Source organism: Caballeronia sp. SEWSISQ10-4 2, from assembly GCF_030464885.1.
In the GTDB taxonomy this organism is placed as follows: domain Bacteria; phylum Pseudomonadota; class Gammaproteobacteria; order Burkholderiales; family Burkholderiaceae; genus Caballeronia.
Map to the genome: position 1 here is coordinate 45,096 of NZ_JALPRJ010000036.1, position 24,501 is coordinate 69,596.

Annotated in this window: 16 protein-coding genes; 10 read left to right on the top strand and 6 right to left on the bottom strand. The window is 60.3% G+C overall.

The genetic code is table 11. The features are described 5' to 3' along the window. The first annotated feature begins 529 nt into the window (after nt 1–529). Nucleotides 530–5,233: a DUF3320 domain-containing protein gene (locus M0D69_RS23755; RefSeq protein ID WP_301784325.1), complete on the top strand. Its 4,704-nt coding sequence runs from the start codon at nt 530–532 to the stop codon at nt 5,231–5,233. Nucleotides 5,234–5,843: 610 nt separating this feature from the next. On the opposite strand, the gene M0D69_RS23760 is transcribed toward M0D69_RS23755, so the two are convergent. Then, a complete protein-coding gene (locus tag M0D69_RS23760) occupies nt 5,844–7,022 on the bottom strand; it encodes an integrase arm-type DNA-binding domain-containing protein (RefSeq protein WP_301784326.1) in 1,179 nt (392 codons plus the stop codon). Between the two features lie 694 nt (nt 7,023–7,716). On the opposite strand from M0D69_RS23760, the gene M0D69_RS23765 reads away from it, so the two are divergent. Beyond that, on the top strand, nt 7,717–8,850 hold the full coding sequence (locus tag M0D69_RS23765; RefSeq protein ID WP_301784327.1) for a muconate/chloromuconate family cycloisomerase: 1,134 nt from the start codon (nt 7,717–7,719) through the stop codon (nt 8,848–8,850). Between the two features lie 35 nt (nt 8,851–8,885). Further along, nucleotides 8,886–9,794, top strand: a complete 909-nt coding sequence (gene catA / locus M0D69_RS23770) for a catechol 1,2-dioxygenase (RefSeq protein ID WP_301784328.1) — start codon at nt 8,886–8,888, stop codon at nt 9,792–9,794. Nucleotides 9,795–9,872: 78 nt separating this feature from the next. On the opposite strand, the gene M0D69_RS23775 is transcribed toward catA, so the two are convergent. The 3 genes from M0D69_RS23775 to M0D69_RS23785 all read right to left on the bottom strand — a co-directional run bounded on the left by M0D69_RS23775 (nt 9,873) and on the right by M0D69_RS23785 (nt 12,630). Then, nucleotides 9,873–10,877 (bottom strand): anti-sigma factor, encoded by a 1,005-nt coding sequence (locus tag M0D69_RS23775; RefSeq protein ID WP_301784329.1) that lies wholly within the window; start codon nt 10,875–10,877, stop codon nt 9,873–9,875. Nucleotides 10,878–11,167: 290 nt separating this feature from the next. Beyond that, nucleotides 11,168–12,088 carry an anti-sigma factor gene (locus M0D69_RS23780; protein ID WP_301784330.1) on the bottom strand — a complete coding sequence of 307 codons (921 nt, stop codon included), beginning with the start codon at nt 12,086–12,088 and terminating at the stop codon, nt 11,168–11,170. After that, nucleotides 12,085–12,630 (bottom strand): RNA polymerase sigma factor, encoded by a 546-nt coding sequence (locus M0D69_RS23785; protein WP_301784331.1) that lies wholly within the window; start codon nt 12,628–12,630, stop codon nt 12,085–12,087. Before M0D69_RS23785 ends, M0D69_RS23780 begins: the two co-directional genes overlap by 4 nt. 345 nt (nt 12,631–12,975) lie before the next feature. Between M0D69_RS23785 and M0D69_RS23790 the strand changes: the two genes are divergently transcribed. Together M0D69_RS23790 and M0D69_RS23795 are read left to right on the top strand one after the other, a co-directional pair. Then, nucleotides 12,976–13,899 carry a class I SAM-dependent methyltransferase gene (locus M0D69_RS23790; protein ID WP_301784332.1) on the top strand — a complete coding sequence of 308 codons (924 nt, stop codon included), beginning with the start codon at nt 12,976–12,978 and terminating at the stop codon, nt 13,897–13,899. A gap of 190 nt (nt 13,900–14,089) precedes the next feature. Further along, nucleotides 14,090–14,842 (top strand): hypothetical protein, encoded by a 753-nt coding sequence (locus tag M0D69_RS23795; RefSeq protein WP_301784333.1) that lies wholly within the window; start codon nt 14,090–14,092, stop codon nt 14,840–14,842. 11 nt (nt 14,843–14,853) lie between these two features. Here M0D69_RS23795 and M0D69_RS23800 read toward each other — a convergent pair whose 3' ends face one another. Next, nucleotides 14,854–16,107, bottom strand: a complete 1,254-nt coding sequence (locus M0D69_RS23800; protein ID WP_301784334.1) for an aromatic ring-hydroxylating dioxygenase subunit alpha — start codon at nt 16,105–16,107, stop codon at nt 14,854–14,856. Nucleotides 16,108–16,274: 167 nt separating this feature from the next. Then, nucleotides 16,275–17,180 carry a LysR substrate-binding domain-containing protein gene (locus M0D69_RS23805; RefSeq protein ID WP_301784335.1) on the bottom strand — a complete coding sequence of 302 codons (906 nt, stop codon included), beginning with the start codon at nt 17,178–17,180 and terminating at the stop codon, nt 16,275–16,277. Between the two features lie 255 nt (nt 17,181–17,435). Here M0D69_RS23805 and M0D69_RS23810 point away from each other — a divergent pair, with 255 nt between their 5' ends. From M0D69_RS23810 to M0D69_RS23830, 5 genes are read left to right on the top strand one after another with little or no spacing between them, the layout of a single operon-like run. Further along, nucleotides 17,436–19,043: an ABC transporter substrate-binding protein gene (locus M0D69_RS23810; protein ID WP_301784336.1), complete on the top strand. Its 1,608-nt coding sequence runs from the start codon at nt 17,436–17,438 to the stop codon at nt 19,041–19,043. Continuing rightward, nucleotides 19,043–19,990, top strand: a complete 948-nt coding sequence (locus M0D69_RS23815) for an ABC transporter permease (protein ID WP_301784337.1) — start codon at nt 19,043–19,045, stop codon at nt 19,988–19,990. Before M0D69_RS23810 ends, M0D69_RS23815 begins: the two co-directional genes overlap by 1 nt. 6 nt (nt 19,991–19,996) lie before the next feature. Continuing rightward, the gene (locus M0D69_RS23820) at nt 19,997–20,827 is read left to right on the top strand and encodes an ABC transporter permease (RefSeq protein WP_301784338.1); all 831 of its coding nucleotides are present in this window, start codon (nt 19,997–19,999) and stop codon (nt 20,825–20,827) included. Next, nucleotides 20,824–22,473 carry an ABC transporter ATP-binding protein gene (locus M0D69_RS23825; RefSeq protein WP_301784339.1) on the top strand — a complete coding sequence of 550 codons (1,650 nt, stop codon included), beginning with the start codon at nt 20,824–20,826 and terminating at the stop codon, nt 22,471–22,473. The genes M0D69_RS23820 and M0D69_RS23825 overlap by 4 nt, the downstream gene beginning before the upstream one ends. Next, nucleotides 22,457–24,496 (top strand): CocE/NonD family hydrolase, encoded by a 2,040-nt coding sequence (locus M0D69_RS23830; protein ID WP_301784340.1) that lies wholly within the window; start codon nt 22,457–22,459, stop codon nt 24,494–24,496. Before M0D69_RS23825 ends, M0D69_RS23830 begins: the two co-directional genes overlap by 17 nt. Nucleotides 24,497–24,501: the final 5 nt, after the last annotated feature.

A 24,501-nucleotide genomic window follows, 5' to 3' on the forward strand; every position in this document is an offset into this window, starting at 1 on the left:
GTCGAAGCAGGTAGCAGCCATCCTCTGCCGCCGTCGACGGATGACTGGTACGAGAACGGTGAGCGGGCATACAAGATAAATGGACGAACGACAGCATTGGCCGACTACTCGCCGAATTGAGTCGACGCGCTAAGGAACGCTGTCTCAGCCGAGCCGACGTTCGAGGGTCCGAGCGAAGGCATGGCCGAACGGTCGCGCATCACACATTTTTGCCTATTCTGTTCGGTGTTGCTCGATGCCGCTGAGACATTCGTCGCTTGGTCTGCGGGTTAACTCGCGCTCTGTTATCCGATGAAGCTAAAGAAAATGGGCCGATCATCCGATATCTCAGAGACCTAACTAACAAAGCTGAGGGACGTGTCCGGGTCCGCGCAGAAATTCTGGTAAATTCAGCACGCGTCGATTGAGGTGAAATCTATCTTCCGCCAAAGAACATTATTTGAATGGGGCAGGGAAGGACGAATCGACACCAGTCAAGAAGTCTTAAAAAAGCCGGCATCAGAGAAACCGGCGGACAGGGGGCAGATAAGTGGCAACCGTTGCAATCGACGAGCATTCGACCGATAAGTCAGATCGGTCGGCTTTGATCCGCCTGTTCAACGACACCCGCAAGCGGCTGGTCGAAACGGGTACCCGAAACCGGCTCGTGCACGTCAACCGCGCGAACGCACGCGGGAATGTCGTGAACATCGTCAACGAGCGGGCGGACGACGTGAACGCAATCCTTGCCGGTCGAAAGGTTATGCGCTTCCTGGCCATCGGGCGTGACCGAGATGATTCCACCGACGGCATTCACTTATCCGATGCCGGTGGCGACGGCTTCGAGCCCGAGCGCTACACAGATGCGCAGCTCGAAACACGCATGGGCCCCGATGCCCTGCAGAAGAAACTTCTCAAAATCGCGGGCGAGGCACAGACCGCTGAGGAGGAGTCAGGCGTCAATATCCTCTATCTAGCGCTCGGATTCCTCACATGGTTTGAGGACAAGTCCTCGGCGGTGGCGCGCGAGGCGCCGCTCGTCCTCCTGCCGGTTGAGCTCGTTCGCAACCAGCGCACCTCGACCTACGATCTCCGTATCCGAGATGAAGACGTCCTTACCAATTTGCCGCTCCAGCAGAGGTTGAAGGACGACTTCGGCATCGAGTTGCCCGACATTGAGGTCGAGGAGGAGTGGAAACCTTCGATCTACTTCGAACAGGTTGAGGAGCTCGTTGCCGGACGGACCAACTGGAAGCTCGATCGTGATGGGATCCAACTCGGTTTCTTTTCTTTCTCCAAGCTCCTCATGTACCGCGATCTCGCGATCGACGCATGGCCTGACGGGGCAATTGCCGAGCACGAGCTGACGCGTGGGCTGCTGTTCGAAGGTTTCGAGTCCGAGGCCCGGCTCTTTGGCCCCGACGACCGGCTCGATGAGATGCTCCCGCCCGAAAAGCTGTTCCACGTGGTTGATGCCGACGCGTCGCAGGCGCGCGTCATCGAAGAAGTAAGGTCGGGCCGCAACCTGGTCGTGCAGGGTCCCCCGGGAACGGGTAAGTCACAGACCATCACCAACATTATTGCGGCGGCGGCCAAGGAGGGAAAGCGCGTCCTCTTCATAGCCGAGAAGATGGCCGCACTATCCGTCGTGCATGACCGTCTCATGAAGGTTGGTCTGCGTGACGTTTGCCTTGAGCTTCATTCCAGGAGCGCTAACAAGAAAGCGGTGCTCGCAGAGCTCGCCCGAACGATTGGGGCGGCCGCCGCAGTCCCCGCCTTGCCCGGCGCGCCGATTGCCCTTACCGAAACCCGCGACAAGCTGAACCTGTTCGCGGAAGCTCTGCACTGTCCGATCGGAACAACGGGGGAGACAGCTTTCTCCGTGTTGAGCCTGCAGGTGCGCCACATCGGCTCGGGCGCACCGGCTCCGACCATCTCCAGCGACAACCTCGCGCAGATGACACGGGAACAGGAGCGACACCTGCTCGAAACCGTTGCTCGCTATGGTGAACTGCTTAAGGAGGAGGGTGACGCCGACCGGCATCCGTTCGCGGGAACCCAAAACCTTGATCTCCAGCCGCTCGACCTTACCCGCCTGTCCACGCTGCTCGAAACTGCGCGTGCTGCCGTGGTCGTGCTCGAAGAAGCTGTGGGCAGTTCCGCGCGAGCATTGGGCGTTACGGTTCCCATCAGCATTTCGTCGGTGGTAAGCCTGGCGGACGTCCTTGACCGTCTGGAAGGGCTGCCGGCGGGAGCCGCCGACACCGCCCTCGCATTCCTTTCCGCGCCCGACTTGCCGAGGCTCAAGAAGGCGATCGAGGCCGGAGTTGCGTGGCGGTTAGCACAAGACACTGCCGAGGAGATATTCGTGGAGGCGGCATTCGCCGCGCCGACGATCGCTTTGCGCGGACCGTTGGTGGCCGGTAGCCGGTCCTTCTTCGCTCGATTGGGCGGTGCTTATCGCACCGCGTCTCGCGTGCTTGCGGGGTTCCTGCGCGGCGCCCTGCCAAAGGCGGCGGATAAGCGCGTCGAATTGGTGGACTGTCTCGACGGTGTCGGATCTCGCAAGGCGCGCTGGGAAGACGATAAAGACTATTGCCTTCGCGTCATGGGCGATGCCTGGCGTGGCGAGCGGACGGACTTGGGGCCCCTCCTGACGATCGCAACGTGGTGCCAGCGCGTCGGCGATGCTGCGCTGAGTTGCCCGCATGACGCACTGCTGAATCTCGCGCAGCAACCGGATGTGGTCGCGAAGACGCGGCGCATGCTACGCGAAGCAGAGCCGACGACCCGTCGCGGGTTGGACGAGGTTGTCCGCGTTTTGACTCTCGACCCAACCGTGTTCGGCGAATTGGGCCTGGAAAGGGCTGAGCTTGGCGAGATGGCAGCGCGCCTCGGTGCGATGGCATCATCGACCGACCGTTACGCGGCCTGGACGAATCTGAGGCTTTTGGAACATCGCATGACGTCTGCTGGCGTGCCGGACCTGATGCGAAGGATGCAATCTGGTGAATTCGATGGGGCAGCGGCGGCAGTGGAACTTCGCTTCGCACGCGCCGAGCGGCTTTGGCGTGTAGCGCTTGACTCGTCTCCGGTGCTTCGCGATATGAGGCTGGAGAGGCGCCATGAGCTCGTCGAGACGTTCGCCTTGCTCGAGAGGAAGCGCTTGTCGGAGAATGTGACGGGCATCCTGGCTGGACATTTGGCACAGGTTCCGCAGGGCGCGATGGGCGAGATGAAGGTGATCCGCGGCGAGATCGGCAAGAAGCGCGGGCATATCGCGGTCCGCAAACTGTTCTCGAGTGCGGGCACGGCCGTGCAGCGGATCAAGCCCGTCCTGCTAATGAGCCCGATTTCCGTGGCTCAATATCTTCCGCCTGGGGCGTTGACCTTTGATTTGCTTGTCATCGACGAGGCGTCGCAGGTGCGTCCCGAGGATGCGCTGGGCGCCATCGCACGCGCCAAGCAGATCGTGGTGGTCGGAGACCAGAAACAATTGCCGCCGTCGTCCTTTTTCGACCGGCTTCTCGACGACGAGGCCGACGATGATCCGGGTGAGGAAGGGGAGGAGGATCTGCTCGGCGGCGCCGCGAAGATCAGTTCGATGGAAAGTATCCTCAGCCTCTGCGAGGCCCGCGGCCTCGGATCGCGCATGCTTCAGTGGCACTATCGCTCGCGCGATCCCTCGCTCATCCGGATGTCGAACAGGGAGTTCTATGATGATGAGCTCATACTGCCTCCGTCACCGCTGCAAAATGACCCCGTCTACGGCCTTTGTTTCACTCGCGTCGATGGTGTCTACGACAAGGGCGGTAAGCGCGACAACCGGAAAGAGGGCGAGGCGATTATTGCCCGCGTGGCCGAGCATGCCCGTATGCATCCGGAGCTTTCGCTCGGCATCGTCACTTTCTCATCGACTCAAAAGAACCTGATCACGGAGCTTTTGGAGCTTGCGCGACGCAGCGACGCGACTCTCGACGGATTCCTTCGCGAAGGACAAACCGAGGATTTGTTCGTCAAAAACATCGAAAACGTGCAGGGAGATGAGCGTGACGTGATCCTGGTCAGTGTCTGCTATGGCCCCGCCACACCCGGCGGTAGGCTTGCCAGCATGTCCTTCGGACCTGTGAACTTGGAGGGCGGTGAGCGCCGTCTCAACGTGCTTTTTACCCGCGCACGTGTGCGATGCGAGGTGTTCGCCTCGTTCGATCCCGGCGATATCGACCCCAGTCGCGTAAGCCGCGAAGGTGCGCGCATCCTTAAGCGCTTCCTGGAGTTCGCGAAGAACGGCAACATGGATGACGCTAAGCAGACGGGTGAGATGGCTGATTCGCCATTCGAGGAGGATGTCGCCGACGTCATTCGCAGCTTCGGCTATCTGGCCGACCCGCAGGTGGGATCAGCGGGCTTTCGCATTGACATGGGAGTTCGGCATCCAGATCGCCCAGGCACGTACGTTCTGGCAGTTGAGTGTGACGGCGCGACCTATCACAGCGCGCTGTGGGCCCGGGAGCGCGATCGCCTGCGACAAGACGTGCTCGAACATCTTGGATGGCGCTTTCACCGGATTTGGAGCACCGACTGGTTCTACAACCGTCGTGCGGAGATCGAACGGTTGCGCGTCGCTCTTAACGCCGCGCGCGAGATCGCCGAGGCCGGCGTGAGAATCGACGGCGCAAACCGGGCACGACCGACCGCGGCCGTCGAGATGGCTGCTCCCACCTTTGAGGTTCCCGAGGTCGTCGCGAGGCAGATGCCCGCTTATCAGCGTGCGCATTTCCCGGTGAACAGCCGACAGGAACCTCATGAGGTTGATGTCTCGATGCTGGCCGATCTGGCCAAGCGCATCGTGGCAGCCGAGGGGCCGATCCATCTTGAGGAGGCCGCGCGGCGCCTCGCAGCATGCTTCGGCAAGGAGAAGGCCGGTTCCCGTATTCTGACGGCGACACGTTCGGCGCTGGTTCAAGCACAGTCGCGCGATCAAGATATCCTCTCCGACGAAGACTTCTGGTTCACACGAGAGCACTCAGACGCGCCGCCGGTCAGAGACCGGTCCGCCGAGAGCGGAGCGACCTTGAAATCCATGAGCATCTCGATGCTTGAGATCAACGCGGCGCTGAGGATTGCTCGGGATGACAACGCCGGTGGCTCTGACACGGATTTGATCCGTACCGCAGCGAGATTGCTCGGGTTCCGTCGCGTGGGCTCTGACTTGCAGGCGCGCCTTGCGGCCGGGCTTTCGACAATTGGTTAAGCTTCATCGAGGAATAGATGTAGAAGTAGCGCGCTTCGCCGAGCCTGTATAGAGCAGTGAATGGCAATCCTGAAAAACAATCAAAACGGTGTACGACCGAACTCCGGCTGAAACGCGGAGGATTAGTCGAACCTCAGTCGTGTAAGACAGCTTAATGGTGCCAAGAGAGGGGCGGAACCTGACTACTTTTCGGCACATTGGCCTATGGCGCGAGGATCGGATCATAGATCTGGAGTACGCATCATCGTCGCAAGCTGGCCCATAAACGGTCGGTCGACAGGATCGTATGGATCGTTGAGAATCTAATGACTTCGCGAAGATATCCTCGCTATGTATGTGTCGGCATATACGAATACGGCGACCAATGTGCGTACTTAGTAGCAGCTGTGAAGGAGATCGGTCAGTCAGTGACTCGGTCTGAGAGAGCCAGGAAGAGTTCTCGCAATAGCACGATTGTCGAACGCTTCTTACCGGGAGTCGTCGGACCGTCGTTCATTGCAGTTCTTACGAACGGCGGCTGTCAGACAGGTACGACTGCCTCTTCTCGACCCATTTTGCCCCTCAACCCGGCGCGACCTCTTCTTTGTTTCACAGTCAGTGAGGCGTCTCGTCACTTTTTGCCCCGTACACAACTGTCGATGTAATCAGCCCACTCCTGCATTAATCGGCGGCGATCGTCATCGAAGGTTGTTCGGTCATAGGCCTTCTGCACGTCGCCGCGTTTCGCGTGGGCCAACTGCGCTTCAAGCACGTCGATATCGATGCCCAGCCGCTCGCGCCCGACGGTGCGGAGCATGCCCCGAAAGCCGTGGGTTGCGTGCTTGCCCTGAAACCCCATATCGCGCAGCGCCTTGCTGAGAGCGTCGCGGTGCAGGTGTGGTGTTTTCTGCTTGGCCGGCGAAGGAAAAACATAGATGCTGTCGCCCGTGATTGCTTTGAGTTCGTTCAGAACAACTAGCGCTTGCCGGGGAAGTGGAACGATGTGGTCATGCTGCATCTTCATGCGTTCACCGGGAATATGCCATTCGGCCGCGTCGAGATCGATTTCGCTCCGAGGGGCCGATGCGATGACGCCGGGTCGCAACCCGGTCAGCATCGCGAGCTTCAGCGCGGCGCGAGTGATGGGGGACGAGTAGGCGTTGATGGCCTTCACGAGCGGGCCAATGTCGGCCGGCTTCGTGATCGCGGGAATGTGACCTTTTTTGTGCCGAGGAAGGACGCCTCGCAGCGCCAGCGGCAGTCCGTCTTCGCGCAGGTCATTGTGGATGGCGTAACTTACGATACCGCCAACGTACTGACGGGCCTTCGATGCAAGGTTGGGCGCTTTCGCCGCGATGGTCTCAAGAATGGGTTTGACCTGCGCGGTGGACAACGTCGAGATCGACTTGTTACGTAGCGCCGGCGTCAGATACTCGCGCAGGACAAATTCGGCCTTGCGGTAGGTTTCATCTGCCCACTCTTTGCGCTTGAATTCAAGCCATGCCTTGGCAACGAGATGGAAGGCCCCGTCGGCGGCGCGCTTTCGCGCGGCGACGTCGGCACGCCGTTGTTCAACCGGGTCGGTTCCCTCGCGTACGAGATCGCGAGCGGTGGCGGCGAGACGCCGCGCTTCGGTCAAGCCGACATCGGGATAGGGACCAAGGCTCAGGAAGTTTTCTTTCCCGGTACCGGGACGGCGATATCGGAGCAACCAGGTCTTCGCGCCGTTCGGACGTATACGCAGGGAAAGGCCCTGGCCATCCGACAGGAGATAGGGCTTTGGCCTCGTTTTGGCGTTGCGAAACGCCACTTCCGACTTCGGTTCGACGTATCTGGGCATGGCGTTGCCCCCGAAACTGGTATACGCACCAGTATACGTAAAAATGCCGGATGTTACTGGACCGCATCGGAACGCAAAAGACAAATAACCCCGCAGGCTCAAGGCTTTACGGGGTTTCTCGAACTTCCTCGGATTGCTCCGGACTACTCGTTGGTGCCCAAGAGAGGACTCGAACCTTCGTCGCATGACCACTAGGATTTGAAAAGTGCGTCTACCAATTCGGCTATTCGGGAAGGCCGCATATTGTGCGAACATGCTTTCGAACAAGCGCGAAGAACCGAAGAACGGTCAATGACGAAATTGGTATCGCAAGCAAAGCGGATGTGACTTCGCCCTTTGCGACTGGCACGTGAATTTGGCGACCACTAGGGAACTTGACCAAAGGGTCCGGCGGACCGAGATTCTCGGGCGATTCATGTTGCCGGTGATGCCAGACATTGCCGAAGACTCTCAAACTTGCCCGCATCCGGAGTGGGGGTAAAGTGGGGGTACAGCGACTAATTCAGGATGCCGGCTTGGCGAGACGCAATGTAAGCCATTGATTTTTATATGTATCTATTGGAAGAATTTGGGCTTCATACCTTCAGGGTATGAAAACAGTCGGAACGGGTGTTGGACTTCATAGCCCGTTTATTTCTACCATGTGTCTTCCAGGAGGAAGCGCATGTCGGCAACAACGGTAAAAATTGAAAGCGTCGAGACGCTTCTCGTCGATGTTCCCACGATCCGTCCGCATCGCCTGTCAGTTGCAACAATGAACTGTCAGACGCTGGTGCTGGTCCGGATTCACTGCTCGGATGGCTTCAGCGGCGTAGGCGAGGGCACGACCATCGGCGGTCTTGCATACGGCGAGGAGAGCCCCGAAAGCATCAAGATCAATATCGATACCTACTTCGCACCCTTGCTCAAAGGGCTGGATGCAACGCGGCCCGGTGCGGCCATGGCGAAGCTGCGCACACTATTCCAGGGCAATCGTTTTGCGAAATGCGCGGTGGAAACGGCGCTCTTCGACGCCCACGCCCAGCGGATCGGCGTACCGCTTTCCGAGTTGTTTGGCGGTCGCGTGACGGACTCGGTTGAAGTGGCATGGACGCTTGCGAGCGGCGACACGCGGCGCGATATTGATGAAGCAGAACAGATGCTGGATCTGCGGCGGCATCGCGTGTTCAAGCTGAAGATCGGTTCGCGCACGGTGGCCGACGATGTCGCGCATGTCGTGGCGATCAAGCAGGCACTCGGCGAGCGCGGCGATGTGCGGGTGGACGTGAATCAGGCGTGGAGCGAGTCGGACACTATCTGGGCGTTGCCGCGATTCGCCGACGCCGGCGTAAGCCTCGTCGAGCAACCGATATCAGCCGCGAACCACGCAGGTCTCAAGCGCCTCACTAACCTCGCCCGCGTGCCGATCATGGCCGACGAAGCACTACATGGTCCCGCCGATGCATTCGCGCTGGCAAGCAACCAATCCGCCGACGTCTTCGCCGTCAAGATAGCCCAGTCCGGTGGACTGCTGGGTGCGGCAAGCGTCGCATCGATCGCGCTTGCAGCCCATATCGACCTGTATGGCGGCACGATGCTGGAGGGGGCGGTCGGCACGATTGCCTCGGCGCAACTCTTCAGTACGTTCGGCTCGTTGAAGTGGGGCACGGAGTTGTTCGGTCCGCTCTTGCTGACCGAGCAGATCCTCACGGAGCCCCTGCGTTATGAAGACTTTTCCTTGCACCTGCCGCAAGGCCCGGGACTGGGCATCACGCTCGACTGGGAGCGTATCGAACGGCTGCGGCGCGGCCCACACTGACTTACACCGACCCCATACAACACACGGAGACAAACATGAACCGCCAAGCCATCGACGCGTTGCTCAAGACCATTAACGAGAGCGCCACCAGCGAGGGCAATCCTCGCACGAAGGCGATCGTGAACCGCATTGTGCAGGACCTGTTTTATACAATTGAAGATCTCGATGTGCAGCCCGATGAGTTCTGGACCGCGCTCAACTATCTTGGCGAAGCGGGCAAGAGCGGCGAGCTTGGGCTGCTCGCTGCGGGTCTTGGCTTCGAGCATTTCCTCGACTTGCGTCTGGACGAGGCGGAAGCGAAGGCGGGGATAGAAGGCGGTACGCCGCGCACGATCGAAGGACCGTTGTATGTAGCGGGCGCGCCGGAATCAGTGGGGCATGCGCGTCTGGACGACGGCACCGATCCGGGCGAGACGCTCGTCATGCGCGGGCGGGTGGTGGGTGAGGACGGCAAGCCGCTGAAGGACGCGCTGGTGGAGGTGTGGCACGCAAATCATCTGGGCAACTACTCATACTTCGACCCGTCGCAAGCGGCGTTCAATCTGCGTCGAACCATCCGCACGGACGGCGCCGGTAACTATAGCTTTACGAGCGTCGTGCCAGTTGGATACAGCGTGCCGCCTGCGGGCAAGACGCAGCAACTGCTCGATCAGTTGGGACGGCATGGTCATCGTCCGGCGCATATTCACTTCTTTGTCTCGGCGCCGGGTTATCGCAAGCTGACTACGCAGATCAATATCGACGGAGATCCGTATCTGTGGGATGACTTCGCGTTTGCTACGCGTGACGGTCTTGTGCCCGCACTGAAGAAGGCGGAGGGAGCCGAGGGGAAACCGTATGGTGTTGAAGGACAGTTCGCGCTGATCGATTTTGACTTCACGCTGTTCAAGCAACGTGACAACGTGCAGAGCACGGAAGTGGAACGCGTGCGTGCCGGAGCGTAATATTAACTACGAAAGCGGCCCGGGCTTTGCCCGGGCCATCGCTTGACAAAGCGACGCTCGAACAGCTAAGCATTGAATTTATTCCGCGCTAGCCAAAATAAATTGGCGGGAGCCAGCGGCCACGTTTGCTGACGCCAGGGCGGGAGACATCGAAGCCGGGGAGGTTTCGCGACTGAACAGCGGAGCGGCCTCGCCTGAGGAGATCTGCTTGCCGAGAGCCGTCAGGTCGACACCGTCAGGCTGACCGATCAGCGCATAGCCGAGTTCGGCCTGCCGCCAGGTGACGACCGTCATGGAGGCAACGCGCTGATCGGCGACCGCCGCATCGGGCTTGACCTCTTTCATCACGCACAGCGCAATGGGCGCGCCTTTCTCGGGCAAGTAGACAATCTGGACGAGCGGTTTGTTGTTGAATCGCAGACGCTGGACGCGCTTGAAGGTGAGTCCGGCCGCACTCAGATCGGGAATGCGGAGCGCGAGACCATCATCCTGACGAATTTCCTTGACGGTCTTGATAGACAGATCGGCGTTGGTATCGACGTTCGCGAGTGTCTCGCGCGAATAGAGCTGCTGATAGCTGGCCGCCGCCATCACCCAAGGCGACACGCCCGTGCCGACCGATGCAAGCGAAGCGCCCGCATTCGATGCCAGACCTGCGCCGGTGCTTAGCCGAAGCACAAGGCCGCAGGCAAAAGCACCCGCCAGGAAGGCGACGCCGAGCCACGCCGGCGCAACGCGCAACCGCGAGCGTATGGATGAAGTGGACGCGCTCCCGGGAGCGCCGGGAACCACGGGATCATTGACGCTAACGTCAGGACTGACCTTCGGACCCGCACCTGGCTGCGCGGCTTTAGCCTTTGCAGCACGCGCCATTTCTTCGATCTTCGCGCTAAGGCTTGGCGGCACCGGCGGCAGCGTTTGCCCGGCGAACGCATCGCGATACGGCAGCCGCGAAGCCCGCAAAAGCGCAACGCGCTCGGCCACGTCGGCAGACGCGCGCAGTTCGCGCTCGACTTCCTCGCGTTCGTGCGGCGGCAGTTCGCCGTCCACGTAGGCCATCAGGAGGGTATCGTCCGATTTCATGAATAAGACTGAGCTTTGCTTTCGCTGATGATTGGATTTTCGCTTTTTCTCGTGCGCCGATTCAAGAGCCGGCGAAAATCGACGAGTCAAGCCTGTTACAAGTGTAGCCGCGTTTCGTCGACGAGCAACGCATTGTGCGTTTCGCGCAACCGGACGTGGTTCGATTGACTAAGCATTCCGCTTACGCAAAATCAACAGCGCGCAGCGCTTGCGGCGGATTCTTGGCGAAAACGCGCGGCTTAGGGATTAAGGCTCGGGACTTAGCGCCTAAGCCTTAAGCCCGCTAGCGCCTATCCCGCTAGCGCCATTAAAACCGACGTCGCATTGCTGAATAACTGATCCACCTCGCGGTTCGAAATGCGCTTGCCAAGCGCGTCCAGGTCAACACCTTCGGTCTTGCCGATCAACGCATAGCTAAGTTCCGCTTGCCGCCATGTGACCACGTGCATGGTGTCCACCACCTGTGCGGCGACCGCTTGATCCGGTTTGACGTCCTTCATCACGCATAGCGCGATAGGCGGTCCTTTCTCAGGCAGATAAACAATCTGCACGAGCGGCTTGTGATTGAACACCAAGCGTTGCACGGACTTGAAGGTCAGGCTGGCGCTGCGTAAATCGGGGATACGCAGCGCGAGTCCGTCGTCACGATGAATATCTGCGACTGTTTTTGACGACGCTTCGGGATTGTCTTCGACGTAAGCCAGCGTATCGCGTGTGTAAAGCTTCTGGTAGCCAACGGCCGCGGCGACCCATGGCGACAGGTTGCCGGCGTTCGCCATCGCGGCGCTGCCCGAACCCGGTGCACCCGTATTCAGAAGAGGCCCGAGCCGTAGAAATAGCCCTCCGCAAAACGCGCCCGCGACGCACGCAGCCGCCAGCCACGTGGGCATCGAGCGCAAACGCGAGCGAACCGGTGCCGCGGTGATAGCTACGGACGGTGTCGGAACCGAAGAGTCGTTGGCACCCTGAGCCGCGCTTTTATTGCTATGCGCGCGGGCCATTGCTTCGATCTTCCGCGTCAGTGAATCCGGAACCGGCGGCAATTTTTGCGTAGCGAACGCTTGCTTGTAGTCAAGACGCGACGCTCGGAGCAGTGCTACGAGCTCCGCCGCTTCGGTGGACGCGCGGATGTGCTCCTCGACTTCCAGGCACTCGTCGGGCGGCAGTTCTCCGTCTACGTAAGCCATCAACAAAAGGTCATCGGTTTTCATGCGATGGAGTCCTTTCGCGTCACCGAAGCCTTGGGCTTAGGACCATGCGTGCCGAACAGTGCGCCCACGGCCTGCCGCGCGCGCGACAGACGACTCATGACGGTGCCGATGGGTACCTCCAGAACCTCGGCAGCTTCCTGATAACTCAAGCCTTCGACCGCGACCAGCAGCATGACCACACGCTGCGCTTCGGGCAGCCGTTCAACGGCGCTGATGATCTGGCCGTGCATGAGCTGAGCTTCCGGACCCTTGTCGACCGGGTCGGCGACGTTTTCCAGGAAGTCGTCGTCCCATTCCATGCTGGAGCGCTTGCGTACGCTGCGCGCTCGCAATTCATTGATCCAGGTGGAGTGGACAATCGAAAACATCCAGCTTAACGGGGATGTATCGGGCTGCAATTGATGCGCGCGTTCGAGCGCCCGCACGCATGCTCGCTGGACGAGATCCTCGGCGTCGTGCCGGTCACCCGAAATGCGAAGCGCGAATGCCCACAGTCGCGGCAGCATATCGGGAAGCATGCCTGGTAAGTCTGCGCCGTTCATCGAACGAATGTCTCCGGTGGTCCCAGTGTTTAGTCAACTGCTGCTGACCGCGTGCATGTCGCGTCGCTTTAACCTCCTAGTTTAGCGCGAGGCGGTGTATTGCGCTGGAGCTGGCAGCGGGAAGCGGATGCGCAAGTCGCTAGCGAGGGGCGCAAGCGCTAAGGCCACAATATTTCGCCCTGAGACAGGACGCCCTCAGCGTCCCCTAAGCTTAGTGTTCTAGACTCGCGCGCAGCGACCCAGGGTTCGCTTGGCGACACGGCCCGAATCCCTAAGCGCAAGTTCGCCGCCTTTGGTCTTTAGCGGCAAATACCTTTTATTTCTACGCCAGGGCCGCTGCGAGCGATGAATAACATCCCACCCGAGTCCCGGTCCGACCTGTGGTCCGATTGGCTTTTGCACACGCGTCACGCCGGCGATCCGGAGCAGGAACGCGCTATCCGTGCCGCGATAGAACCCTACGCCGATCGCGTGATCAATGGCGCACGGCTAGCTCCTGGAATGGTCATGGCCGACATCGGCGCCGGGGATGGTCTTGTTGCGTTGCGCGCCATCGATCGCATTGGTCCATCGCTTCGCGTGCTCCTTACCGATATTTCCGTCCCGTTGCTCAGGCATGCCGAAGCGCTCGCGATTCAACATGGCGTCTACGAGCAATGCACTTTTATTAATTGTTCGGCCGAGGCGCTAACAGGTATCGAAGACACGTCTGTCGATGTCGTGACCACTCGCGCAGTGCTCGCCTACGTGCCGGACAAGATGGCCGCATTGCGGGAGTTCCACCGCATTCTTAAACCGGGCGGGCGTTTTTCCATTGCCGAGCCCATCTTTCGCGACGATGCGTTCGAAGCGAGCTCCCTGAAGATAATGGTCGACTCGCTGCCGGCGGGATCCGATGACCGTTTTTTTCCATTTTTGCATCGATGGAAAGCTGCGCAGTTTCCTGACACTGAGGAGAAGATCGCCAGGAGCCCGATCACGAATTTTGGCGAGCGCGATCTGGTCCGCTTTGCGCTTGACGCCGGTTTCGTCGAAATTCACCTGGAATTTCATATCGATGTGCGGCCGGCCATGGTGCCGTCCTGGGACGTGTTTCTTGGCTATTCGCCGCATCCGTGGGCGCCGCCGCTTAGCGTGATTCTCGCTGAGCAATTCACCGCGGAAGAACGGCAATGGTTCGAGCACATTTTTCGCCCACGGGTCGAAGCGCGCCAGTTCGTCACCGCGGACCGGGTCGCCTACCTTACTGCGCAGAAGCCGTTTGCATGAGTTCGACGGGACGTATCCGAATGGTGCTTTCGTAAGCCGATCCGTCCGAGAGAGGAGGCGCTAGTCCGGAAAACAGTTGAGTTAAACGGATGTCTGGTTTATAAATGCGAATGAATCTCATTCTCCATCTAAAATCACGTCCTGAACTCTTTTTCTTCCGCCAATGAACCGCTCCTTCACGATCCCACCCGTGTTACCCATCCGTGACCGCTTCCTGAAGCACGCTCGCAGAATGCCCCCGCTCGTGCTGCTGGCGGCTTTGTTGCATGCGCCGGTTGTCCCTGCCCAGCAGGCCGCCGGCGAGCAGGTGACGGCGCAGAAAAAGGTGCTTTACGTCACCCGGCTTAAACACAAGGATCGGGAAATCGATGACAAGGTCCGCGAGCATCTGGAGAAGCGCGGCATGATCGTGACCATGGTCGATGAAAGCGCGCCTGCAACAGCGACTGAGGGCGAAGATCTGGTGGTCATCTCGTCGGTCGTCAGCGCCCGCGACATGACGGGAACGTCTTACAAGAACGTGAACGTCCCCTTGGTCACGTGGGAGGCGGACTTGTTCGACTCACTGCGTTTGACGGGCGCGAAGAAAGGTGAGGATTTCGGCGAGGTCGAGAAGGAGCATTACATCAACGTCGTTAATGCGCCTAGCCCACTAGCGGGCGGCTTGGCCGCAGGAAAACGCTGGGTCTATCCACGCGACGACGAGATGGGCTGGGGCAAACCAGCGCCCGGTGCAACGATCATCGCGACCATTCCCGGCGAGCCGCAACACGCGGTCGTGTTCGCTTATGAAAAGGGGGCGACGATGGACTATGACTTCATTGCTCCGGCGCGCAGGGTCGGGCTGTTCCTGGGCAATCGCGCGTTCGACAAATTGAGTCCCGATGGCTCAGCGTTATTCGATGCCGCTATCGATTGGGCGATATCCGGCAACCACGGTTGATCGCACGGTATTCAAAGGCCGTGTGCTTCCAGCCGCGCCGCGTACCAGCGCGAGAATCGTTCGAGATACGACTCGGTGAACGGCGAGAAAGGTCCGGGCCTGTAACCCGGGTCCTGCGTACCCTGGTGATTGATCTCGACGAGACGGGCATCCTGCGCATTGGTCGCCTGCCACACTTCGATGAGATTCGACAGTGAGTAGTCAACGCCCTCGATTGCATCCTCGTGAACGAGCCACTTGGTTCGTACCAGCGTCCGATCGGGCGCAAGCGGTATGAGGTAGGAAACGACCGCGTGGTCGCTCATGAAGTGCGACCACGAGCTGTGCGTCCACAGATGCGTATCGCCGAGATCGCGGCGCGTGTTGTTGCCGAGAAGCTTCGTGCTGGCGACCTTCGTGTTCATTGTTTGTGACTCGCCGTTGCCGGCAATGACGAGGCGCTGCGTTCGGAATAGCGTTGCTATGTTATCCATCTGCTCAACGCTCGAGCTTAGCAGCCCATCCTTTTCCCAACTCTTTAACGAAGCCGCATTGAGCGCACGATATTCGTCGAGCGCGCGCTCGGACTCCTCACTCAACCCGTCGGGGCAGAAGCCGAAATCTTCAGCCAGGAACGATACGGTGAGCTCGGGGTGCGTCGCGCCGCAGTGATAACACTCCCTATTGTTTTCGATTGCCAGCTTCCAGTTGCCGTTTTCAATAAGATCGGTTTCGAAGGCAATTTTTGTGCGGGACAGGTCGTACGGTTCGAGGCGCGGCGTCATGGTCTCGTCGAACACGGCAATGTCCGCGGGCGCGTCATCGCTCAGGCACACAAAGATCAAGCCACCGACTACGCGCGTACGGACAGGCATCAGGCTGCGGCATGTGCGGTCAAAATCCTGTCCCATATGCGCGGCATGTTTCAGGCCGCCATCGAGGCCATAGGTCCACTGATGGTAAGGGCAGACGAGCAAACCGACCGATCCCTTGCCCGGCTCCCGCAAGCGCGCGCCGCGATGACGGCACACGTTACGGTAAGCGCGAATGACCTTGTCGTCGTCGCGGACAATGATGATCGAGGCCCGGCCTATATCGACAGTCGAGATGTCGCCCGGCTCGCGTACATCGGCCGATACACCAACCATGATCCAGTGTTTGTGGAAGAAGATATCAACGTCGTTTTCAAAGACATCCTGCCGGCCAAACAGGGCGCCGGGCATGCCGTGACCTAAAGCCCGACTGCGAAACAAAGCGCCGTGCGTAGTGCCATTGATGCTCGACATCCACTGGTCCTTATCAGATTCTCTACGTTGACTGGCACGACCTGAGTCGCGGAGTGAACCGAGTATCGATAGGCCAATTCGAGCCGTCAACGCGCTTTATTTTCTCGCTCGCATAACTATAGGTAATAGCAACAGCATGCGAGCCCGGCGTTCAGACTGTTAGCGCTTCACGCGACCGGCTCGTCGCGAAGCCACTCGATCACTGCATCCACCGCCGGCGTGACAGCGTGTCCATGCGGCACGACGGCGTAATACGCGTCGGTCATCTTGATGGAGGCATCGCCGAGCGGAACGAGGCGTCCCGAGGTCAGCAGGTCGCCCAGCATCCGCCGCCAGCCCAGCACAACCCCTTGTCCCTGCAGCGCGGCTTGAATGGCATCGGTATAGAGGCTGAAACGCAGCACGTAGTTCAGGCGGCTGCGCTTGATGCCCAATGTATCGAACCAGTCTTCCCAACCCATCCAGCCTTCGGAGGTGGAGTCGTACGCAATGAGCGGGGCATGGCTCAGGTCGTGCAGAGATTGAGGTTGGCTGTGCGCCTCGAGCCAGGACGGTGAACAGACGGGCACCACCTCTTCATTGAAGAGAAGGGTTGCGTGACCGTCGCGCCAGTTACCCGATCCGTAGCGAATGGCGATATCCACTTCGTTGTGACGCAGGTCCGCGGTGAACATCTGCGTGGTCAGGCGTAGTTTGAGCTGCGGCTGCAACCGCTTCAGCAGGGGCAGCCTGGGCAAGATGCGGAACTGTGAAAACGCGGCGGTCGCCAGGATTGCAAACTCCTGCTCCCGTGTATTACTGCTGAGGCTGTCGAAGGTGCCCGCGATCTTCTGGAGCGATTCCGATGTGACGAAAAACAGGTCTTCGCCTTCTTTCGTGAGCGCGATAGAGCGGTGCAGCCGATGAAACAACTGCAATTTCATGGCGTCTTCGAGGAACCGGATCTGCCGGCTGACAGCGGCCTGCGTAACGCCCAGTTCGTCGGCTGCCAGCGTGAAACTCTTGAGCCGCGCAACAGCTTCAAAGTCGACCAATGCGTTTAGCGAAGGAATCAGGCGACGGTAACCTTTCATTTCTCGCGCTTCCAGTTTTCTGCGGGACACGCTTGAGTTGCTCGCATGGCAACTTGCGTCCGGAGTGCTGGCGTTCATATTACCTGTTGTTATGCGAGAGTGAAAATAAAGTGCGTTGACCGCATAGTTTTGCCTACCGATACTCGCCGCGAGGTCACCGCTCTGACCCCGTTGGCCGATTAAAAAGCGCTTGCATTGAGCGAGCCCGAAAGCACCCCAATCCCACGCGTTGACACCCTGAGGAGAAGTTCAAGCATGAAGCCGTTCGACGATCAAGGGGACTTGCCTGACCTGCCGCTGCATACGAATCCGGATCGCCACTTGAACCGCCGCCAGTTTCTCCAGGGCGCCGCAGCGCTCGGCGCAGGCGCGGGGCTTGGCCTGATCCTCCCGGCCAGCGCGCTTGCCGCACCGCAGCCGAAGCGCGGTGGCCTGCTCAAGCTCGGCATGAGCGGGGGCAACACAACAGACTCCATCGATCCGACCCTGCTGCCCGACTGGGTGCCGCTCAATCAGGCGTACATGCTGATGAACGGCCTGGTTGAGATCGATGCAAAGATGCACGCGCAGCCCGAGTTGCTTGAAAGCTGGGAAGCGAAACCGGGCGCCGCCGAATGGATTCTCAAGGTGCGCAAGGGCGTTGTATTTCACAACGGTAAGACTCTCGACGCAGACGACGTGATCTATTCGATCAACCTGCATCGCGGCGATGCCTCGAAGTCGGCGATCAAGGCGAGTCTCGCCGACGTGACCGAGATCACGAAGATCGACCCGCTGCAGATCTCGATGAAGCTGAAAAGCGGCAATGCGGATCTGCCTTACCTGCTGTCCGACTATCACTTGCTAGTGGTGCCGAACGGCTTCAAGGACTGGAGCCACCCGATCGGCACGGGCCCCTTCGTGTTCGGCGAATTCACGCCGGGAGTGCGCTCGCTGTTCAAGCGCAATCCGAACTACTGGAAGGCCGATGCGGCGTATGTGGATGCGGTCGAGCTGATCGTGATCAACGACGCCACCGCTCGCACAAACGCGCTGATCTCCGGCCAGGTCCATGCAATCAACCGGGTCGACTTCAAGACTGTAGACCTGCTCAAGCGCAGCCCGACGGTCAACATCGTGCGCTCGTCCGGCGGTCAGCATTTCACGTTCTTGATGGATTGCGCGACGGCTCCGTTCTCCGACAACAACGTGCGGCTCGCCGTCAAATACGGCATCGATCGTCAGAAGCAATTGACGACAATCTTGCGTGGCTACGGGTCGATCGGCAACGACCATCCGATTCCGAAGACCGACCGTTTCCACGCCGCGGATTTGCCGCAGCATGCGTACGATCCCGACAAGTCGAAGTTCTATCTGAAGAAGGCAGGGCTGTCGGAGTTGAAGATCGAGTTGTCTACGTCGGATGCCGCGTTCGCCGGTGCGGTGGATTCGGCTGCGCTGTTCCAAGGGGAATGCGCGCCTGCCGGCATCCAGCTTTCAATTCGGCGCCAGCCTGCCGACAGCTACTGGGACAAGGTGTGGATGCAGGCGCCTTTCTGCATGGGCTACTGGGGCGGACGGCCGACTGCGGACCAGATGCTCTCGACTGCGTACAAGTCAGACGCGAAGTGGAACGACACGCATTGGCGCGATCCGAAGTTCGACGCGTTGCTGCTGCAAGCGCGCGCCATGCTCGACGACACCAAGCGCCACGAGTTGTACCGCGAAATGCAGCTCATGGTGAGCGATAACGGCGGCGCGATGATTCCGCTTTTCGCCGACTATATCGACGCAACCAGCAGCAAGCTTCACGGCGCCACGCCGCATCCGCTGTTTAACTTCATGGGTGGCCGGCTCGCGGAACACGTCTGGCTGGAGTCGTAATGAAGCGTCTTGTTTTGCACCGGCTGCTGGCCGGTGTGCTGACACTGTGGCTCGTCTCGGTGCTGATCTTCGTGGGCACCGAGCTGTTGCCCGGTGACGTAGCGTCAGCCATTCTGGGGCAGTCGGCGACACCGGAAACGGTCGCGGCGCTGCGTGCATCGCTCGGTCTCGACCATCCGGCGCTTCAACGTTATGCGCAATGGCTTCTGCATTTCATCCATGGCGATCTCGGAACGTCGCTGACGAACGGGCGTCCGGTCGGTGAGGACCTGTTGCCACGGCTGTACAACACGCTGTTTCTCGCGGGTTACGCGGCGATCGTCGCGGTGCCACTGTCAGTGCTGGTCGGCATTGCTTCGGCGATCTGGCAAGACAGCGTATTCGATCGGGCGGCCAGCGTACTGTCGCTCGCGAGCGTATCGATGCCGGAATTTTTTGTCGGCTACATCCTGCTGCTCTTGCTCGCGGTCAAGTTTCCAGTGCTGCCGAGTCTGGCCTCCGTGTCGCCCGACATGGCGTTCTCCGAGCGTATCTACGCAACCACGTTGCCAACCCTGACCCTGCTGTTCGTCGTCGCCGCGCACATGCTGCGCACCACGCGAGCATCCGTGCTTGCCGTGATGGGCAGCGCGTACACCGAGACCGCGATCCTGAAGGGCTTGCCCAAGTGGTGGATCGTGGTGCGCCACGCGCTGCCCAATGCGCTCGCGCCGATCATCAACGCCGTGTCGTTCAACCTGGCTTATCTGATTGTCGGCGTCATCATGGTCGAGGTCGTGTTTGTTTATCCGGGTGTCGGGCAGTTGATGGTGGACGCGGTATCGAAGCGTGATCTGCCCGTGGTCCAGGCGTGCGGGATGCTTTTTGCAACGGCCTATGTTGGACTGAATACCGTCTCCGACGTGCTCGCAGTATGGGCAAATCCGCGCTTGCGGCATGCGAGGTAAGGGGCAATGAAAGTGTTCGGCAAGCAGATGCCCATGAGCGCCGCGATTGGCATGGCGATTGTCGCGGTGATCGCCGTGGCCTCGCTGGGCGCGCCGCTTATCGCGCCGCACGGAGAGACTGAGACCGTCGGCGACATATGGATGATGCCGGGCGCGGGTCACTGGCTAGGCACTGACAGCATCGGGCGCGACATGCTTTCGCGGCTGCTGTATGGCGGGCGCACGACGCTCGGCCTCGCACTCGCGATCACGTTGCTGTCGTTCTCGCTCGGCATTGTCACGGGATTTTCGGCGGCAGTGCTGGGACGCAAGGTCGATCATGTGCTGTCGCGCATCGTCGACACGCTCATGGCGATGCCGGTGCTGATCTTCGCGCTGATGATCCTGTCGGTGCTGGGCACGTCGATGCCGGTGCTGATCGGGACGATCGCGATTCTCGATTCAACGCGCGTGTTCAGGCTCGCCCGGCTCGTCGCACAGGGGATCGCCGTGCAGGAATATGTAGAAGCGGCGCGGCTGCGTGGAGAGGGGCTCGCGTGGATCATCCGCCGCGAGATACTCCCTAACGCAGTGCCTCCACTGCTCGCGGAGTTCGGCATGCGCTTCGGATTCACGATCCTGTTCGTGGCCGGCTTGAGCTTCCTCGGGCTGGGCATCCAGCCGCCGTACGCCGACTGGGGCGGCATGGTCCGAGACAACGCGCAGGTGATCAATTTCGGCGGCATCGCGCCACTTGTCCCGGCTGCGGCGATTGCGCTGCTGACTGTAGGCATCAATCTGGTCGTCGACTGGCTGCTGTCGGTGCGGGCGGTCGGACAGGCGGGGGCAATTGCATGAATCCAGTCTTGAGGATGCGTGCGTTGCGCGTGGAGGCGCCCAATGGCCAGGTGCTGGTCGACAACGTCGACGTGACGCTCGCGCAAGGAGAAGTGCTCGGGTTGATCGGCGAGTCCGGTGCGGGTAAATCGACCATCGGACTGGCGGCGCTCGGTTATGCGCGGGGCCGCTGCCGGATCACCGGTGGCGAAGTGTTGCTGGACGGCGAGAATATTCTGGGCGTAACGCCTCAACGGCAGCGTGCACTACGCGCTACCAAGGTCGCTTATGTGGCGCAAAGCGCGGCCGCTGCATTCAACCCGGCGCTGACTATCGGCGAGCAGGTTTGCGAAGGGCCGCTGCGGCATGGATTGATGAGCCGCGACGAAGCGCAGAAGTGGGCGCGCGAGTTGTTTGCGTCACTCGATCTGCCGGACCCGGACGCCTTCGGGCAACGTTATCCGCATCAGGTCTCCGGCGGGCAATTGCAACGTGCGATGGTCGCCATGGCGATGTCGTGCAAGCCATCAATCCTTGTGCTTGACGAGCCAACTACGGCGCTCGATGTCACCACGCAGATAGAGGTGCTGGTCGTGTTGCGCAGGATCGTGCGTGAGTTCGGCGCGGCAGCGCTTTACATCTCGCACGATCTGGCAGTGGTCGCGCAGGTCGCGGACAAGATCATGGTGTTGCGCAGCGGGCGGATGGTCGAGGAGGGTACGACGGACGCAGTGCTGAACGCGCCGCGTGAGGAATACACCCAGCGTCTGGTCGCTGAGCGCAGCGTGACCGGCATGTTGCGCGCCGGTCCTCCTCATGCGACCGAGCCGCTGCTTAGTATCGAAGGACTGAATGCCGGTTATCACGGCAAGGCGATCGTGTGTGACGTCGCGCTAACGCTCGCACGCGGTGAAACACTGGCGCTCGTTGGCGAATCCGGCAGCGGCAAGAGCACGGTTGCACGATCGATCGTGGGGCTCATCGAGCAGCAGAGCGGCACGTTGCGCTTCGACGGCGCTCTGCTGCCGCATCGCCTGGCCGAACGCTCACGTGAACTGAAGCGACGCATCCAACTTGTCTATCAGTCACCCGATGTCGCACTCAATCCGATGCACACCGTCGGGGAGATCATCGGCCGTCCGGTGGAATTTTATTTCGGCATCCATAAGGATAAGGTTCGTGACCGTGTGCTGGAACTACTGCGCCTGACTGAACTACCGGAAACGTTCATCGACCGGAAGCCGACTGAGTTATCCGGCGGGCAGAAGCAGCGCGTTTGTATTGCGCGCGCACTGGCGGCACAACCCGATCTGGTGATTTGCGACGAGGTCACGTCCGCCCTCGATCCGCTGGTCGCGGACGGGATTCTTTCGTTGCTGGAGTCCCTGCAAAAACGCATCGGGCTGTCGTACCTTTTTATTACCCACGATCTCGGCACGGTAAGGCGCATTGCGCAGCGCGTCGCGGTGATGCTGCGTGGCGAAGTCATCGCGCAAGGCGCCACGGCCGATGTGTTCAATGCGCCGAGCCATCCCTATACAAAGCGACTGCTGTCATCGGTTCCCGAACTGCGGATCGGATGGCTCGACGAAAACCTCTTGCACAGCGCACGGCCGGCTGAATCGAAGACGTTCACGGGAGAGTTGAAGTATGCAGCGGAACAATGAGCAGGCGGGACGGGTGCGGGTAATCGAGCACCTTTGGATTCCGCTTGCGGACGGGACACGGCTCGCAGCGCGCATCTGGTTGCCGGACGATGCCGGGACCGACGCAGCACCCGTGCCCGCCATCCTCGAATACATTCCGTATCGCAAGCGTGACGGCACTCGATCGCGCGACGAGCCGATGCATCACTACTTCGCATCGGAAGGGTTCGCCGCAGTGCGCGTCGATATGCGCGGCAGCGGCGAGTCGGATGGGTTGATGGCGGATGAATACGTACTGCAAGAGCAGGACGACGCGCTCGAGGTCATCGAATGGATCGCGCGGCAGCGGTGGTGCAGCGGAGCGGTCGGCTTGATGGGTAAATCGTGGGGAGGCTTCAACGCGTTGCAGGTCGCCGCGCGCAGGCCGCCCGCATTGAAGGCGATCATCACCGTCTATTCAACCGACGATCGCTACGCAGACGATATCCACTACAAAGGCGGTTGCCTGCTCAACGACAACCTGTGGTGGGGCAGCATCATGCTCGCCTATCAGGGCCGTCCGCCGGACCCTTTATTGTATGGAGAAGAATGGCGTGCTGCGTGGATCGAGCGGCTCGACACGCTGCCGTTCTTTCCCGCGCTATGGATGGAGCATCCGCACCGTGACGACTACTGGCGTCATGGTTCGATATGCGAGGACTGGTCCGCTATCCAGTGCCCGGTGTTCGCGATAGGCGGCTGGGCTGACAGTTATACGAACGCCGTATTCCGCCTGGTGGACGGCTTGCAGGTGCCCAGGCAAGGTCTGATCGGACCTTGGGCGCATATCTATCCGCATGACGGCATACCCGGACCTGCAGTCGGTTTTCTGCAGGAAGCCGTGGAGTGGTGGAACCGATGGCTGCGCACTGACGGCCCGCATGATGCGCCGGACCGCCCGGCGCTGCGCGTATGGATGGAGACACCGCGCGCTCCGCAGACGACCTACGCCACGACACCCGGCAGATGGATCTCCGAAACAGCATGGCCAAGTCCCGCGGTCTCGATGCAGCCCCTGTATCTGGGCGACGGTACCTTGACACGCACAGCGCCCGACACTGCGACGCGGGTGCTCATTCATACGCCGCAAGGACACGGTGTGGCTGCCGGCGAATGGATGGGAACGGGCGTGGCAGGTGAGTCCCCCGCCGACCAGCGTATCGACGATGGCCTCGCACAAGTATTCGACAGCGCCCCGCTAACTGAACCATTAGCGCTGCTTGGCATGCCGGAACTCGAAGTGGATGTATCGAGTGACCGGCCGGTCGCCTACCTCTGCGCACGGCTCTCCGAAGTCATGCCGGACGGCGCGGTAACACGGGTTTGTTATGGCGTTTTCAACCTGACGCACCGTGACGGGTCAGCTGAACCTGCCGCGTTGACGCCGGGCGAACGGTATCGCGTGCGGCTGACACTCGATGCGTGCGCACATGAATTTGGAGCCGGCAACCGGATTCGATTGTCGTTGGCGACGACCTATTGGCCGCTGATCTGGCCCGCGCCGGAAGACGCGACGGTTGAAGTTACGCTCGGCAATACAGCGCTTCATTTGCCGGTACGTGAAGCGAAAGCGGACGAGCCGCCGCTCGAATTCCATGCCCCCGTGCGGGGTCCCGCGACACCCGCCGAGCAGGTACGTACAGGGAGCATGACGCGCACTTCGTCTTACGACCTGACAACGGGCGAATGGACGTACGTTACCGAAGGCATCGGCGGCCTCTTTGGGGAAGGCGTTCAGCGGTTCGCCGAGATCGATACAACCGTCGAGCACAACCTGAAGCGTGTTCTGAACATTCAAGGTAACGACCCGCTGAGCGCCCGCTATACGCTGACGCAATCGCTGCGCATGGGGCGCGAAGGGTGGGACATCCTTGTGCGCAGCGAAGTGCAGATGACCTCCGATAAAGAACGCTTTTATCTAAAAGGCACGTTACGCGCCGAAGAAAACGGGCAGATGGTGCGCGAGCGTAGCTGGGACGAAACGATCCCGCGCCTGCTGCTGTAATTGCC